Raw genomic sequence first — 14,312 nt, forward strand, 5'->3', positions numbered from 1 at the left:
CGAAAGTGGTGATTTTTCCGTTACGGGACGAGCGCCGCGACGACGGCCGGAGCGAGGCGGGAACCCGCCTCGGGCGTCAGGTGATCGGCTGCCGGGCGAGGCCCAGATCGGCGCCCTTCGGCTCCTTCACGGCGGTGACGGCGGCCAGCGAGATCACGCAGAGCACCATGATGTAGCCGCCCACCGACAGCGCCGATCCCGTGCTCTGCACCAGGGCCTCCGCGATCGTGGGGGCGAACGCGCCGCCGAGGATCGCGCCGAGCGCGTACCCGATCGCCGCCCCCGAGTAGCGCACCGATGCGGGGAACATCTCGGCGTACATGGCCGACATCGGGCCGTACGACAGGCCGAGACCGACGGCCAGGACGAGGACCGCCGCGGCGAAGAGCCAGATCTGGCGGGTCTCCATCAGCAGGAACAGCGGGATCATCCAGACGAACACCAGCGCGTAGCCGATCTGGAACGTGCGGACGCGGCCGATGCGGTCGGACAGCGCGCCGCCGTACAGGGTGAAGATCAGCCACGCGACCGAGCCGGCGACGGTGGCGAGCAGCACGGACGGACGGGGCAGGCCGAGCGCGGTGGTGCCGTAGCTGATGAAGTAGGCGATGAGCAGGTAGCCCGCCGCGTTGTTGGCGACGAAGATGAGCGCGGTCAGCAGGACGTTCTTGCTGTGGCCGCGGAACAGGTCACGCAGCGGCGCCGACGAGGTCTTAGTGCGCTGCTGCAGCTCCTTGAAGACCGGGCTCTCCTCCACGGCGCGGCGCACGAGGTAGCCGATGATGATCAGGGTCAGCGAGAGCAGGAACGGCACCCGCCAGCCCCACGCCTGGAACTGCTCGGGAGTGGTCACCGTACTCATGATCCACAGGACGCCGGTCGCCAGGATGAGCCCGATCGGCACGCCGATCTGGGGGAACGTGCCCCACCAGCCGCGGCGCTCGCGCGGCGCGTGCTCCACCGCCAGCAGGGCCGCGCCGCCCCACTCGCCGCCCGCGGAGAAGCCCTGCACGATGCGCAGCAGGATGAGGGCGATCGGCGCCGCCACCCCGATCGACCCGTACGTGGGCAGCAGGCCGATGAGCGTGGTGGCCCCGCCCATGAGCAGGAGCGTCATGACCAGCATGCGCTTGCGGCCGAGCCGGTCGCCGTAGCGGCCCGCGACGATCGCGCCGAGCGGCCGGAACAGGAAGCTGATGCCGATCGTGGCCAGTGAGATGATCGTGGCCAGGCCGGGGGCCTGCTCGTTGACCGGAGCCAGGAACAGCGGCCCGAACACCAGGCCGGCGGCCTGGGCGTAGATGAAGAAGTCGTACCACTCGATGGTGGTGCCGGCCAGGGTGCTGGCGAGGACCTTGCGGTCGTCGCCGGTCATGGAGCGGGGTTCACTCGTCACGTCGGCTCCGTTCGTGCTGGTGGGGGGTTCCGGACAAGGGCCGCTGACGATCACCTCGCCGGGGATGGTGCCTCACCATTCAAACGCGCGCGATGTGAATTTGTCAGCGTCGCAATTCGATAACGGGCGTGCCGGAACCCTGGTGCGGGTGCGTCAGGGGCGTAAGTCGCGGGAGGGGCGGATGAGGCCGGTCTCGTACGCGAGGATCACCGCGTGCACCCGGTCGCGCAGCAGCAGTTTGCTCAGCACGTTGCTCACGTGGGTCTTCACCGTCTGCTCCCCGATCGTCAGGTCGGCCGCTATCTCGGCGTTCGATCGGCCACGGGCGATCAGCTCCAGTACCTCCCGTTCCCTGGCGGTGAGCGTGCTGATCTCGGGCGGCGCGGGCCGGGCGGTACGGGCGGGCGGCCGGGCGCGGACGAACTCGCCGATGAGCCGCCGAGTGACCGACGGTGCCAGCAGCGCCTCCCCGGCGGCGACCACGCGTACGGCCTCGACCAGGCCGGACCGGCGCACGTCCTTGAGCAGGAAGCCGCTGGCGCCCGCGCGCAGCGCCTCGAAGACGTACTCATCCAGGTCGAACGTGGTCACCATGAGCACCTTGACCGGGTCGGCCACGCCGTGGCCGGCCAGGCGGCGAGTGGCCTCCAGGCCGTCCATGCGGGGCATGCGTACGTCCATGAGCACGACGTCGGGCCGCCACCGGCGAGCCGCCTCGACGGCCTGCACCCCGTCGGCGGCCTCGGCGACCACCTCCATGCCGGGCTGGGCGTCCAGGATCGCGCGGAAGCCGGCACGTACCAGCTCCTGGTCGTCGGCCACGACGATCCTGATCGTCATCGCGCCCGGCTCCCGATCGCCCTGATCGTCATCGTCCGCCGCCGATCGGGAGCCGGGCCACCACGGCGAAGCCGCCCTCGGGCCGGGCTCCGGCGGTCAGCTCGCCGCCGAAGAGCTGGACGCGCTCCCGCATCCCGACCAGCCCGTGCCCGCTCGAACCGTTACCGTCCGCACTCCGCTCGCTGAGACCGTGCCGGTCCGCACCCTGCCCGCTCGGATCGGAGCCGTCGCAATCGTGCCGGTCCAGGCCGTCGCCCCCTCCGCTCCCAGGACCGTCATCGCAGACCTCGATACGAAGGTCGCGTTCACCGTGCCGCACCCGTACGCGCACCCGCGCCCCGCCCGCGTGCTTGACCACGTTCGTCAGCGCCTCCTGCACGATCCGGTACGCCGACAGCTCCACCCCGGGGGGCAACCGCCCGGCGGGCCCGTCCATCTCCAGCGAGGCCGGCACTCCGGACCGGCGCGCCTGTTCGACCAGTTCGGGCACCTGCGCCAGCCCGGGTTGCGGAGCGAGCGCGCCCTCCCCCTGCGGGCTCTCCTCGCGCAGCACGCCCAACAGGCGGCGCATCTCGGTCATGGCCTGCCGCCCGGTCTCGGCGATGGTGTCGAACGTCCGCTCGGCGGCCTGCGGGTCGCGTTCGGCCAGCACCGGCCCGGCCTCGGCCTGCACCACCATCATGCCGACGTGGTGGGTGACGACGTCGTGCAGTTCGCGGGCGATGCGGGCGCGTTCGGCGGCGACCGCGCGGCGGGCTTCGAAGTCGCGTTCGCGGGCCAGCAGCTCGGCGCGCGCCTCCAGTTCGGCCGTGTACGCCCGCCTGATCCGCGCGCTGTCCCCCAGCACCCAGGCTCCGGCCAGCAGCAGCATGGCGAAGGCGACGTCCAGCAGGTCGCTGTCGGTGGCGGGCACCAGCGCGACCACCGCCACGCCGACCCCCGCGAGCACGCCCACGACGGCGGAGACGGTCCTGCCGCACCAGGCGACCATGGTGTAGAGGGCGACGACGCCGCCCGGCGCCACGGGCGTGACCAGGTCTGGGAAGGGCGCGGCGCCGTAAACGGCGGCCACCGCGCCGGCCCCGAGGTTGATCCACAGCGGGTGGCGGCGCCGCCAGGCCAGCGGCAGCGTGCCGAGCAGGACCAGGATCACGGCGAGCGGCCCCGGGCGCGGCATGTGCTCGGCGGCGGCGCGGACGAAGAGCGCGATCAGGGAGATCGCCGCGAGGAGCACGGCGAGCGCCCCGTCGGCGGCCACCGGGTGCTCCCGGATCCAGGCCGCCACGCGTTTCGTCGGCATACGCCCAAGTATGAGGCGCTGCGGCGCGCTTGACCTCCCTCTCAGGAGGGAGCCTCCCCAGGCCGGGTGAGCCGGAGGTTCGGTGCGGCGGGGGATCCGGTACGGCGGCCCGCCGCCTACCGTCAGAGGTCAGAGGGATCCCGCTGGAACACCGGTTCACCGTTCTCCGACCGCTGCCACCAGGAGGTCCCCCATGTCCGAGATGCCGCTCCCCCGCGCCATGGGTGCGTCGCTGCGCGCCACGTTCTGGGATGAGGCGCGCGGCTACCAGCGGCTGGCGTACGTCGTCGGCGCCGCCCTCGTCCTCACTGGCCTCGCGCACGGCGCGATCTGGGCGGTCGTCGGCGGCCCGATCGAGGGGCCGCTGTCGTGGCGCAAGCCGGCCACGTTCGGCCTCTCGTTCGGCCTGACCACGCTCACGCTCGGCTGGATCGGCGGCCACCTGCGGGTGCCGGCGTGGTCGGGGTGGCTGGTGTCGGTGCTGCTGTGCGTCTCGACCGCGCTGGAGGTGGTGTGGGTGAGCGTGCAGCGCGCGCGTGGCGTACCGTCGCACTTCAACGACATGACGGCGCTGGACGGGGCGCTGTTCACGGCGGGCGGCGTCACGATCGCGGTCACCGACATCGCGCTGCTGCTGATCACCGTGGCGGCCTTCACCGCGTGCACCGCGCCCGCGCCGATGGCGTGGGCGATCCGCGGCGGCATGCTGGCGCTGCTGGCCGCGCAGGTGGTCGGGATGTGGATGATCGTGCACGGGATCGGCCTGCTCGACGCCGGCGCCTCGCCGCTGACGCACTCGATGAGCACGTACGGGCGGGCGGGCGCGATGAAGTACGCCCACGCGGTGCCGATGCACGCGATCCAGGTGCTGCCGGGGCTGGCCTGGCTGATGGGCTTCAGCCGGCTGTCCGAGCGGGCGCGGCTGGTGGCGATGAGCGCGGCCATCGCCGGGTACGCGAGCCTGTTCGCGGTCGCGCTTGGCCGTACGGCGCTGGGGCTGGAGCCGTTCGACCTGCTCAGCCTCTCGACGCTGCTGTACCTCGTGCCGGCGCTGCTGCTCGGCGCGGCCTCGGTGGCGACGGCGGCCGGGCTGCGCCGCCGGTCAGGGCTCGGCTGACAGCCGCCTGCGCACGTCGGCGGTCAGCTTGTCCAGCAGCTGGACGAGGGTGGCGCGCTCCTCCGGGGTCAGCCCGGCGACCAGGGACGCCTCGCGGCCGAGCACCGAGTCCACCGAACGTTCGATGAGCGCGTGCCCCTCCTCCGTCAGCGTGACGACGACGCTCTTGCGCCCGGTGCCGCCGGGCGCGCGGTGGATGAGGCCCTCCCGCTCGGCCCTGGCCACCCGCTGGGAGATCGCTCCTGCCGTGACGAGCGTGCGGCGGGCCAGCTCGCGGGTGGTCAGCCGGTACGGCGGCCCGGACCGGCGCAGCACGGACAGCAGATCGAGCGTGGCCGCGTCGATCCCGGCGGCGCGCAGCACGCGGGCGCGGTCGTCGGCGAACAGCTTCGCCAGCCGCCAGATGGGCGTGACGATCTCGATGGACGAGGTCGGCGTGCCGGGGCGCTCGCGCTGCCAGGCGGCGGCGATCTCCGCGGGACTGGTGGGGGCGTCGGCCATCTCGGAACCCTTCGCTATATTTAGCCCTAAACATACCTGCCGTCAGGAGGGACTCATGGGCAGGACCGTACTGGTCACCGGAGGAACCAGCGGCATCGGCCGGGCCATCGCCGCCCGTTTCGCCGCCGACGGCGCGGACGTCGTCATCACCGGCCGCCGCGCCGCCACCGTCGAACCCGCCGCCAAGGAGCTCGGCGTGCGCGGGGCCGCCTGCGACGCCACCCGTCCCGATCAGGTCGCCGCGCTGGCCGCCGAGCTGAGCGGACCGCTCGACGTGCTGGTGAACGCGGCCGGCGGGCTGCCCGCCACCCCACCCGAGGGCACGCCGCCGCTTGAGGCGCTCGCCCTGCAGTGGCAGTCGAGCCTGTCGCTCAACGTGGTCAGCGCCGCGCTCACCACGGCCGCCGTACAGGATCGGCTGGCGCCCGGCGGCACGGTGGTCAGCATCGGCTCGATCGGGGCTGAACGGCGCGGCGGCTCGTACGGCGCCGCGAAGGCCGCGCTCGCCGCCTGGAACGTCTCGCTCGCCGCCGAGCTGGGCCCACGCGACGTCACCTGCAACGTCATCTCGTCCGGTTACGTCGCCGGCACCAACTTCTTCGGCGACGGCATGACCGAGGAGCGCCACCGCGCGCTGGTGGAGGAGACGCTGCTGAAGCGGCCCGGCACGCCCGATGACATCGCGCAGACCGTCTTCTTCCTCGCCTCGCCCGGCGCCCGCCACATCACCGGCCAGACCATCCACGTGAACGGCGGCGCGTTCACCACCCGCTGACCTCACCCGGCAAGGCCCCGCACCGGCACGGAAAACATGACAGGCGTTGTCGGCTTTTCTCGTTACGTTCGCCGCATGAGCAATCATCCGAACCTGCGAGGCAAGGTCTGCCTGGTCGCCGGCGCGACGCGGGCGCCGGCCGGGGCATCGCCGTCGAGCTGGGCGCGGCCGGCGCCACCGTCTACGTGACCGGCCGCACCACCCGGCGGTCGCGATCCGAGTACGACCGCCCCGAGACCATCGAGGAGACCGCCGAGCTGGTGAACGCGGCCGGCGGCCACGGCATCGCCGTACCGGCCGACCACCTCGACCGCGACCAGGTCAGGTCGCTCGCCGAGCGCATCGGCCGCGACCACGGCCGCCTCGACGTGCTCGTCAACGACATCTGGGGCGGCGAGCACCTCGCCCAGTGGGACACCCCGCTGTGGGAGCACGACCTGGACGCCGGCCTGCGCCTGCTCCGGCTCGCCGTCGACACCCACGTCATCACCAGCCACTTCATGCTGCCCCTGCTGATCAAGCGGCCCGGCGGGCTGGTGGTGGAGATGACCGACGGCACCAAGGAGTACAACGACCGCAATTACCGCGTCTCGTTCTTCTACGACCAGGCCAAGAGCGCGGTCATCCGGCTCGGTTACGCGCAGGCGCACGAGCTGCGCCCGTACGGGTGCGCGGCGGTGTCGCTGACCCCCGGCTGGCTGCGGTCGGAGATGATGCTCGACCACTACGGGGTGAAGGAGGAGAACTGGCGCGACGCGACCGCGCGCGAGCCGCACTTCGCCATCTCGGAGTCGCCCCGGTACGTCGGCCGCGCCGTCGCCGCCCTGGCCGCCGACCCTGACGTGATGCGGTGGACCGGCCGGTCGCTGTCGAGCGGGCAGCTCGCGCAGGAGTACGGCTTCACGGACGTGGACGGCTCCCAGCCGGACTGCTGGCGCTACCTGGTGGAGGTCCAGGACCCCGGCAGACCCGCCGACGTCACCGGCTACCGCTGACCTCCGCCGGCGACGGCGGTACTAGACCACGTCGAACTCGTTGCCCTCGGGGTCGAGCATCGCCACCGCGTAGTGGTCGGCCCCGGGCTGCGAGTGCACCCGTACGACGGACGCCCCTGCCTTGACCAGCCGCTCCACCTCGGCATCCACTCGCGCTCGCCTGGTCTCCAGGGGCGTTTCGTCGCGCTTGCCGCCGACCAGCACGTCCAAATGGAACCGGTTCTTCACGACCTTGCCCTCGGGCACCTGCTGGAACCAGATCCTCGGCCCGCGCCCTTCCGGATCGACGATGCTGTCGTTGCCGTCGCCCTCGCCCAGCTCGTCCTCCGGCACGCCGATGCTGCGCCAGTACGCCCGCCACGTATCGAAGCCATCCGGCGGCGGCTCCAGCTTGTAGCGCAATGCGTCCGCCCAGAATCGGGCCATCCGCTCAGGATTCGCACAATCGATCACCAGTTGATACGAGACCATGCCCGCCATCCTGCCCGAGGCCCGGCGATTCGGGGTGCTCGTCAGGCCGAATATCGAGGCCGCTGATCAAGCTCCGGTGACCGGCACGCGAGGAGGCACCGCATGAGCACGATCGCGCCCCGGGCGGGCGACGCGCTCCCGCGTGATCGCTCACGTGTCGAGAGACAGGAGCGGAAGGCTGCGCCCGGAGATGGAGCCGGACGGGGCCAGACCGATCCGGGCGGCGCCCATCGCCAGGTAGAACGGCTCGGCGTGCGGGTCCGCCTCGATCAGCAACCGCACGAAGCCGAGCCTCCGCGCGGCGGTCACCGCGTGCTCGAGCAGCAGGCGGCCGATGCCGTGCCCGATGGCGTCCGGTTCGACGAAGAGCATGCCCAGCTCCCCCTCCGGCGGATCGCCCTCGACGGTGACGAACCCCAGCACGCGGCCGTCCCGTTCGGCCACCGTCGTCCGCCGGGCCTCCACCTGCGATGCCGGGACGGTGAGCTCGTCCCGGCAGGCCGCCATGAACGTCTCGTCGTAGCCCCAGTAGGCCTTCGAGCGCAACGCCAGCTCGCTCAGCGGCTCCGCCTCGTCCGGCCGTGCGGCCCTGACCAGCACGTCCGTTCTCCTGCTCATGCTCTCCTGCCTGGTCACAGGCCCACCGCACCGTCGATGCCCTGACGCAGGAGGTCGGCGTGGCCGTTGTGCCGCCCGTACTCCTCGATCATGTGGAGGAGCACCCAGCGCAGCGTGATCGTACCGCGCCAGGGGTCCGTGCCGGTGATCTCCAGGTTCGCCGCCCCGGCCACGAACCGGTCGGCGAAGTCCACCTCGTCGTGCCAGAGCCGCCACGCCTCGGCGACGATCTCCGCGTCAGGCACGGCGTCGTCGAAGGCCGCGTCGGGACGCTCCTCGGTCTGAAAGTACGGGCCGGCCGGTTGCCCGGCCATGTCCCGGCGGAACCAGCGCCGTTCGACGTCGGCGAGGTGCCGTACGAGCCCCAGCAGCGACAGGTTCGCGAAGGGCACCGACCGGCGGGCGAGCGCTCCCGGGTCGAGGTCCTTGCACTTCAGCTTCAGCGTCTCGCGATGCCAGCGGAGGCAGGCGGCGAGCATCGCCTTCTCGTCCCCGGGCCGGCACGGCGGGCCTGGGGTCGCTGTCCTCGGGCACGAACAGCTCGGCGAACATCCGCATGTGGATCTCACCTCGCTCGCGCGGACTCGGCCGGCGCGGCGGCGAGGCGCTCGCGCAGCGCCGCTTTGACGGCGGGCCATTCCGGGGCGATCACCGAGAACATGGCCGAGTCGCGCAGCAGGCCCTCCTCACCCGGCGCCCAGGAGGGTGACCAGCTTCGCAGGACGCCCTCGAAGTGCGCGCCGAGCCGCTCGATCGCCCGGCGTGAGCGGTGGTTGCGGGCGTCGGTCTTGAGATCGACGCGGGTCACGTTCAGCGTTTCGAACGCGTGGGTGAGCAGGAGCAGCTTGGCCTCGGCGTTGATCATGGTGCCCTGGGCCGAGGCGGACAGCCAGGTCCAGCCGATCTCCACCGCGCGCAGCTCGTCCCGGCCCGGCCACGTACGGGGATCCCAGAGCCCGGTGCATCCCACCGCCTTCCCGTCGCTCAGCCGAATCTGGGCGAAAGGGGTCAGCCCCTCGCGGGAGAGCTGGGCGCGCAGGTAGGCCGGGACCTCATCGGCGCGGGGCACGAGGGTGAAGGCGTAGGAGGAGCGGTCCTCCTCGGCGGCCTCCGCCAGATCCGCCGCGTGGCTCATCGCCAGCGGCTCCAGGCGTACGCGAGATCCGGTCAGCACGGGAACGTCGAGCCGGCGGTGCATGCGGTCTGCCACCTTTCTGCCGAGCGGGGTGCGGGGAGCACGGCGTGAGCGTCATCGGCGAGCCTCGGCCGGATTTGTATGGTACACCCTACAAATTAACGGTTGTGGGGGAGCTGCACCGGCATCTGGGGAGGTTCGCCGTGGCCGGGCACGATGCTCCGGCTCACCGCCCTGCCGGACGCCTCCTATGCTGGCAGCACGATCTAGACCCGCATCCGCGAGCAGCTGAAAGGCCATCAAGCAGTGGTACGCCCGCCGGGACCGGACCGGCCGCTCTACATCCGCATCGCCATGTCGCTCAAGGCGCGGATCCTCGCCGGAACCTACCCGCCTGGTAGCCGGCTGCCGCCCGAAGAGGAGCTCGCGGCCGGCTTCGGCGCCAGCCGCAGCACCATCCGCCAGGCCATCGCCGACCTCCGCGGCAAGGGATATCTCACCAGCCGGCGCGGCTCGGGCACCTACGTGAACACCGAACCGCCGATCGAGCCGCTGTCACCTCGTTCGGGGCCGGTCTACACCGGTTTCCTCGACGACCTCGACGATGAGGCCCACCACGTCCACGAGCTGCACCGATCCCGGCGGACCATCATCGCCGACGAGGCGCTCGCCGCTCGGCTGCACATCCCTGCCGGCAGCCCGGCCGTCCGCTTCCGTGGCACCCGGGTGCGCGATGGCAAGGTCTACGGTGTCGCCACCGACATCCTTCCCGCGGACGTCGGTGACCGGATCGACGCCCAGGTGCTCCAGCGCTGTGCGACCGTCGTCGACGCGCTGGCGGCCGTGGGCCATCGCGTCCAGGAAAGCCTCCAGCGCGTCGAACCGACCTCGCTGGACCCCGCCACCGCCCGGCTGTGCGGCGCTTCCCCCGGCGAGCCCGCCCTCTCCATCACCGGCGTCGCCTACCGTAAGGACGGGACGCCGATCGACGCCTACACGCTCGTCGTCATCAGCGGGTACGGCATCGGTCTGCACCTCGTACGCGCCAGTGACCAGGTCACAGACGCCGAGCACTCCCGAGCCGTCGGCCTTCACCTCCAGCCCTGACATGCAGAGCCCGACCCGCACGTGGCGAGCGCGGGTCGCGCGCGGCTTGCGGGGTCTTCACCACCGATACGTGGGCGAAGCCGTCAGCGAACGGCTCGGTTCCACCGCCCGACGGGCGCAGGTTCACGGTCGCGGCGGCCGGTTCCAGCGCGCGGTTCGCCGTTCTGACGTCGGATCGACGTCCACGCACGCGCCGCCCCGCCGCGTGCGGACGGCGCTCGGGTGCTGCACGAAGCCGAACCCGCCGGGGGAAGAGCGCGCACCTCGCGGTTCTCCCCCGCACGGGGACAGCGCTTCCGCCGGCTTGCCCGGACCGGCGAGCGGCGGCGGAGGTATCGGCCTCCGTCGCATGGCCCTCGGAAGGCGGCGTGCCTGGACGGGTTCCCGCCCTTCCCTTCTCGGACGACTTTTCCGCGGCTCGCTCCCGGGCTGCCGCGCTTCGTCTCAGCGACATTCAGGAAACCGTGATCGTGTTGGCGCCGGGTGGTATGGCTGTTTGATCGTCTTCATCTGCGGTGCCGTAGTCGCCGACGAACGCGCCTACATTTTTTCGTTCCCGGCGACCCGGCCGTGCCGGTCGTCCGGTCCGGACCCGGTGCGCGAAACTCACCTCAGCCGGTGAGCAACAGTCGACTTCCCACCTCTTCGTACTTGCTTTCTGAAAGCTTCTTGTACGACTTGCACCGTTCATACCAGAAGTCATACGGATCACCGGCAACTCACGGCACAAAAATCTCGATGAACGGTACAGCGGGCGGCGACGTTGACTGGGACACCCGACGAAGGCCGACACGGGAGTCAACGACACGCACCCGAGAAGGAAACGGCGGCCCACCCTCTGCCGTATACATTTCGGCCGCACCGATTGATCAGATAACGGCTCTTCGAATGCACCCGGACGCCCCAGGTCTATGCACCACTGCTCAACCTGAGTATGATTCGGGCATACGGTCGTTCAATAGGGTCGGAGGGTGCCTATGGACCCAGCCTATGATCACGATCCGTTCTTTGAACCGGTGATCGCCGACCGGTTCGAGCGCCGATTGATTGCCGATCTCGCGGCGGGTCGATGCGCAGCCATTCGAGTGCCGGGCTTTTTCTCGCCAGACGAGTGTGCGCTCGTCTTGGACGCGCTCCTCAAGGTGGAGTTCGCCACGTACGGCCGGCAACGAGTGCGGCCCGAAGTGATGCGCTTCGGCGTAGGCGTCAGCGACTACCGCAAGAACGGAACCATTTCCGACGACTATTGGACCGCGGTCGACGAGAGCAGGCGCGCTTGGGATGACCTGAAGCTTCCGTTCGACCCGTTCGAACTATGCCGGAGCCGATTGGGCGCCGAACTGCCACAGCCAGTGGAAGTCGCCCGGCATGGCGGCCGACCCATGGGCGCCGGAGTCGCCCGCGAGCCCAACCAAGGGTTTCTCGTGCACTTCGACGACGCGCAGCGTGAGTTCTCCGGCCCTTTCCTCGACGCCGACATCATCTGCCAATTCGCCTTCAACCTGTATCTCAGCGTACCGGACGAAGGAGGCGAAACGGTTGTCTGGCGACACCGTTGGCATCCTGCCGACGACAAGCACAAACCCGCTGGATCCTACGGTTTCGAAGAGTCCGTCGTCGGCGATGCCGAATCCTTCCACATGCGGCCACGAACCGGCGAAGCCGTGCTACTCGATCCGAGAAACTTTCATGCGGTACGACCGAGCAACGGCGGCCGCAGAATAGCCCTCGGCTTTTCCGTCTCCATGACGGATACCGGACAATTACTGACTTGGGGTTGACCACCGCGCCTGCACAACTTCAGCAAAGCGGTTGTCGGCCACTTATCGAAGAGTTTAGCGTGCCCTCATGGAGATTCTGCGGTACACGGCCTTCAGCGAAAGTACCGACGGCGGTAATCCCGCGGGGGTCGTATTCGACGCCGCGGGCCTCGACCCGAAGCAGATGCTCGAGATCGCCGCCGAAGTCGGCTATTCGGAGACCGCCTTCGTCACCGGGAGAGCCGACCGGCACCTAGCCGTCCGTTACTTCAGCCCGATGGTGGAAGTTCCTTTTTGCGGTCATGCCACCATCGCGACGGCCGTGGCCTTCGCCGACCGGCATGGCCCCGGAGAACTGCTGCTGGACACGCAGGCCGGTCCGATCGAAGTGTCGACTTCGGTCACGCACACCGGGCTCACGGTCGCGACCCTCGTCAGCGTGCCACCGCACGTCGATGATCTGGACACGACACTCCTCGACGAGCTTCTTGCAGCCCTGCGCTGGTCGCGAACCGACCTCGATGCCGGCCTCCCGCCGAAAGTCGCTCACGCAGGCGCTTCTCATCCGATCATCGCCGCCCGGACCCGTGAACGCCTTGCGCATCTGTCTTACGACTTCTCCCTGCTCGCCATGCTGATGGAACGTACCGGATGGACGACCATCGACCTCGTCTGGCGGGAGAGCGACGACATCTTCCATGCCAGGAATCCCTTCCCACCCGGGGGCGTCGTGGAAGATCCCGCTACTGGCGCGGCGGCTGCGGCGCTCGGCGGTTACCTGCGCGCGTTGAAGCTCGTCGCGCTCCCGGCGACGGTAACCGTTCTGCAGGGCGAGGACATGGGTCGCCCCAGTACCATCACCGTGTCCATCCCACAGGATCCCGCTAGCGGTATCGCCGTCACAGGATCAGCGCTCAGGCTGTGATCTGAAGGCCCACCTCGCTTCGGCACCGCATCCCGGGTACCGCGTGGCTGGGATCAGCATCACGCAGTGGACGTGGCGTGTCATCATGGTCACCGCCACGATTGGCCGTCGGTCGTTGTCCCTCGAGTGCCGGCACGGACGGGCCAGGGCGGTGATCAGAGCGTTCGCGCCCCTTGGGCCGGATCAGGTCAGCGTCGGTGGCGGGGATGAGCGATGCGGGACCTACGTATCGATGTGCAGCGTCAGCTCAATTTCGACGGGAGCATTCAGGGGTAGCACCGCGACCCCGATCGAAGTGCGCGCGTGCCGTCCCGCTGCTCCGAAAACCTCGCACAGCAGATCACTGGCGCCGTTGACAACGTCGGCTTGTGAGGTGAAGCCAGGCGCCGACGATACATAGCCGACCACCTTCACCACGCGCAGTATCCGGTCGAGCCCCACAGCGGCATCCGCCGCCGCCAGTGCGGCAAGCGCGCACTGCCGCGACAGACCGGCTGCGACCTCCACCGATACTTGATCGCCGACCCTCCCGGTGACGACCACTTCCCCACCGGTCATCGGGATCTGGCCGGATACGAACAAGAAGTCCCCTGCGGCAACAGCCGGGACATAGGAGCCTTTCGCCGGGCTGACGGGCGGCAGCTTCAAGCCGAGTTCTGAGAGCCTCGCAGAAGGAGTTCCCCTTCTCATAGGTACAAGGTACGCGACCGCATGGTCAGCGCACAGCATTTTGCCGGATGTCCGAATTATGCATGATTCGCCGAACTTGACCACTGCGCATCAGCCGCCGCAATCATATCCAATCTTGACATCTTCCTCTTGGGCTACACAAAAGTCCGACTATGGGGACTATCGTGATGAACACCGACCACTAACGGACGATGATGAGACGGAGGGGTAGCGTGGGGAAAGATCGCATCTACGTGGTTTTTATCCATGGCCTCTTCTCAAGCCCCAAGACCTGGAAGCACTTCGAGTGGACAATCCGCACGGATCCTGACCTATCAGACAAAACCACCTTGCTTCACTTCGGCTACTCCTCTCCATTCTTCATCACAAGATTCTCGAGAAAAATACCGACATTCAACGACATTGCCGACAATTTAGGATCGTTCCTTCGAAGCAATGTCGCAGACGGACACAAGGTGTTCCTGGTGACGCACAGCCAGGGAGGCATCGTCGCACAGATCTTCCTGTCAAAGGCCCTGCGGAACGGTGCCTCATACGATCTTTCCCGGATCAGCCACCTGCTCATGTACGCCTGTCCTAATACTCCAGCCGCACTTCGAGATCTCGATCTGGTCGAGGCTGAGACGTGAGACGGCCACCGCAGTGATCATGTGGGTGTGTGGAATCCAGATGATCGGCGGTG

The 14,312-nt window shown here is 69.4% G+C and carries 15 protein-coding genes and 1 pseudogene; 7 read left to right on the forward strand and 9 right to left on the reverse strand.

Annotation, left to right across the window (positions count from 1 at the left end; translation table 11 throughout):
- Positions 1-76 precede the first annotated feature (76 nt).
- The 3 genes from WBK31_RS16740 to WBK31_RS16750 form a co-directional block, all read right to left on the reverse strand.
- Positions 77-1,375 carry an MFS transporter gene (locus WBK31_RS16740; protein WP_406675503.1) on the reverse strand — a complete coding sequence of 433 codons (1,299 nt, stop codon included), beginning with the start codon at positions 1,373-1,375 and terminating at the stop codon, positions 77-79.
- 174 nt (positions 1,376-1,549) lie between these two features.
- Positions 1,550-2,236, reverse strand: a complete 687-nt coding sequence (locus WBK31_RS16745) for a response regulator transcription factor (protein WP_364051898.1) — start codon at positions 2,234-2,236, stop codon at positions 1,550-1,552.
- A 28-nt stretch (positions 2,237-2,264) separates the two neighbouring features.
- Complete coding sequence (locus WBK31_RS16750) at positions 2,265-3,536, reverse strand: sensor histidine kinase (protein WP_378788704.1); 1,272 nt, start codon at positions 3,534-3,536, stop codon at positions 2,265-2,267.
- Positions 3,537-3,729: 193 nt separating this feature from the next.
- On the opposite strand from WBK31_RS16750, the gene WBK31_RS16755 reads away from it, so the two are divergent.
- Positions 3,730-4,653 carry a hypothetical protein gene (locus tag WBK31_RS16755; RefSeq protein ID WP_364051904.1) on the forward strand — a complete coding sequence of 308 codons (924 nt, stop codon included), beginning with the start codon at positions 3,730-3,732 and terminating at the stop codon, positions 4,651-4,653.
- Here WBK31_RS16755 and WBK31_RS16760 read toward each other — a convergent pair.
- On the reverse strand, positions 4,639-5,154 hold the full coding sequence (locus tag WBK31_RS16760; RefSeq protein WP_364051907.1) for a MarR family transcriptional regulator: 516 nt from the start codon (positions 5,152-5,154) through the stop codon (positions 4,639-4,641). The two genes, WBK31_RS16755 and WBK31_RS16760, sit on opposite strands and share 15 nt — an antisense overlap.
- 55 nt (positions 5,155-5,209) lie before the next feature.
- On the opposite strand from WBK31_RS16760, the gene WBK31_RS16765 reads away from it, so the two are divergent.
- Both WBK31_RS16765 and WBK31_RS16770 read left to right on the forward strand, forming a co-directional pair.
- Positions 5,210-5,929: an SDR family oxidoreductase gene (locus tag WBK31_RS16765; protein WP_364051910.1), complete on the forward strand. Its 720-nt coding sequence runs from the start codon at positions 5,210-5,212 to the stop codon at positions 5,927-5,929.
- Positions 5,930-6,004: 75 nt separating this feature from the next.
- A pseudogene (locus tag WBK31_RS16770) lies at positions 6,005-6,924 on the forward strand (SDR family oxidoreductase).
- 21 nt (positions 6,925-6,945) lie between these two features.
- Here WBK31_RS16770 and WBK31_RS16775 read toward each other — a convergent pair.
- The 4 genes from WBK31_RS16775 to WBK31_RS16790 all read right to left on the reverse strand — a co-directional run bounded on the left by WBK31_RS16775 (position 6,946) and on the right by WBK31_RS16790 (position 9,211).
- Positions 6,946-7,404 (reverse strand): VOC family protein, encoded by a 459-nt coding sequence (locus tag WBK31_RS16775; RefSeq protein ID WP_406675184.1) that lies wholly within the window; start codon positions 7,402-7,404, stop codon positions 6,946-6,948.
- A 141-nt stretch (positions 7,405-7,545) separates the two neighbouring features.
- On the reverse strand, positions 7,546-8,013 hold the full coding sequence (locus tag WBK31_RS16780) for a GNAT family N-acetyltransferase (RefSeq protein ID WP_364051919.1): 468 nt from the start codon (positions 8,011-8,013) through the stop codon (positions 7,546-7,548).
- A 14-nt stretch (positions 8,014-8,027) separates the two neighbouring features.
- A complete protein-coding gene (locus tag WBK31_RS16785; protein ID WP_378788700.1) occupies positions 8,028-8,492 on the reverse strand; it encodes a DinB family protein in 465 nt (154 codons plus the stop codon).
- 86 nt (positions 8,493-8,578) lie between these two features.
- Positions 8,579-9,211, reverse strand: coding sequence for a GNAT family protein (locus WBK31_RS16790; protein ID WP_364051925.1), 633 nt, complete (start codon positions 9,209-9,211; stop codon positions 8,579-8,581).
- Positions 9,212-9,454: 243 nt separating this feature from the next.
- Here WBK31_RS16790 and WBK31_RS16795 point away from each other — a divergent pair, with 243 nt between their 5' ends.
- The 3 genes from WBK31_RS16795 to WBK31_RS16805 all read left to right on the forward strand — a co-directional run bounded on the left by WBK31_RS16795 (position 9,455) and on the right by WBK31_RS16805 (position 12,940).
- The gene (locus tag WBK31_RS16795; protein ID WP_364051928.1) at positions 9,455-10,255 is read left to right on the forward strand and encodes a GntR family transcriptional regulator; all 801 of its coding nucleotides are present in this window, start codon (positions 9,455-9,457) and stop codon (positions 10,253-10,255) included.
- 977 nt (positions 10,256-11,232) lie between these two features.
- Positions 11,233-12,036: a hypothetical protein gene (locus WBK31_RS16800; protein ID WP_378788696.1), complete on the forward strand. Its 804-nt coding sequence runs from the start codon at positions 11,233-11,235 to the stop codon at positions 12,034-12,036.
- A gap of 67 nt (positions 12,037-12,103) precedes the next feature.
- A complete protein-coding gene (locus WBK31_RS16805; RefSeq protein ID WP_364051933.1) occupies positions 12,104-12,940 on the forward strand; it encodes a PhzF family phenazine biosynthesis isomerase in 837 nt (278 codons plus the stop codon).
- A gap of 222 nt (positions 12,941-13,162) precedes the next feature.
- On the opposite strand, the gene WBK31_RS16810 is transcribed toward WBK31_RS16805, so the two are convergent.
- Entirely contained in the window at positions 13,163-13,630 is a 468-nt protein-coding gene (locus WBK31_RS16810; RefSeq protein ID WP_364051936.1) for a RidA family protein, read from the reverse strand.
- A 212-nt stretch (positions 13,631-13,842) separates the two neighbouring features.
- On the opposite strand from WBK31_RS16810, the gene WBK31_RS16815 reads away from it, so the two are divergent.
- Positions 13,843-14,259, forward strand: a complete 417-nt coding sequence (locus tag WBK31_RS16815) for an esterase/lipase family protein (RefSeq protein WP_406675185.1) — start codon at positions 13,843-13,845, stop codon at positions 14,257-14,259.
- The last annotated feature ends 53 nt before the right edge of the window (positions 14,260-14,312 follow it).

Origin of the sequence: Nonomuraea sp. N2-4H (assembly GCF_045291505.1) — a bacterium.
Taxonomy (GTDB): domain Bacteria; phylum Actinomycetota; class Actinomycetes; order Streptosporangiales; family Streptosporangiaceae; genus Nonomuraea; species Nonomuraea fastidiosa.

Coding starts and splice junctions, on each gene's coding strand:
- WBK31_RS16750 (WP_378788704.1), bottom strand. CDS start 3,536: ATGCCGACGAAACGCGTGGCGGCCTGGATCCGGGAGCACCCGGTGGCC.
- WBK31_RS16805 (WP_364051933.1), top strand. CDS start 12,104: ATGGAGATTCTGCGGTACACGGCCTTCAGCGAAAGTACCGACGGCGGT.
- WBK31_RS16780 (WP_364051919.1), bottom strand. CDS start 8,013: ATGAGCAGGAGAACGGACGTGCTGGTCAGGGCCGCACGGCCGGACGAG.
- WBK31_RS16790 (WP_364051925.1), bottom strand. CDS start 9,211: ATGCACCGCCGGCTCGACGTTCCCGTGCTGACCGGATCTCGCGTACGC.
- WBK31_RS16740 (WP_406675503.1), bottom strand. CDS start 1,375: ATGACCGGCGACGACCGCAAGGTCCTCGCCAGCACCCTGGCCGGCACC.
- WBK31_RS16765 (WP_364051910.1), top strand. CDS start 5,210: ATGGGCAGGACCGTACTGGTCACCGGAGGAACCAGCGGCATCGGCCGG.
- WBK31_RS16785 (WP_378788700.1), bottom strand. CDS start 8,492: ATGCTCGCCGCCTGCCTCCGCTGGCATCGCGAGACGCTGAAGCTGAAG.
- WBK31_RS16760 (WP_364051907.1), bottom strand. CDS start 5,154: ATGGCCGACGCCCCCACCAGTCCCGCGGAGATCGCCGCCGCCTGGCAG.
- WBK31_RS16775 (WP_406675184.1), bottom strand. CDS start 7,404: ATGGCGGGCATGGTCTCGTATCAACTGGTGATCGATTGTGCGAATCCT.
- WBK31_RS16745 (WP_364051898.1), bottom strand. CDS start 2,236: ATGACGATCAGGATCGTCGTGGCCGACGACCAGGAGCTGGTACGTGCC.
- WBK31_RS16800 (WP_378788696.1), top strand. CDS start 11,233: ATGGACCCAGCCTATGATCACGATCCGTTCTTTGAACCGGTGATCGCC.
- WBK31_RS16810 (WP_364051936.1), bottom strand. CDS start 13,630: ATGAGAAGGGGAACTCCTTCTGCGAGGCTCTCAGAACTCGGCTTGAAG.
- WBK31_RS16755 (WP_364051904.1), top strand. CDS start 3,730: ATGTCCGAGATGCCGCTCCCCCGCGCCATGGGTGCGTCGCTGCGCGCC.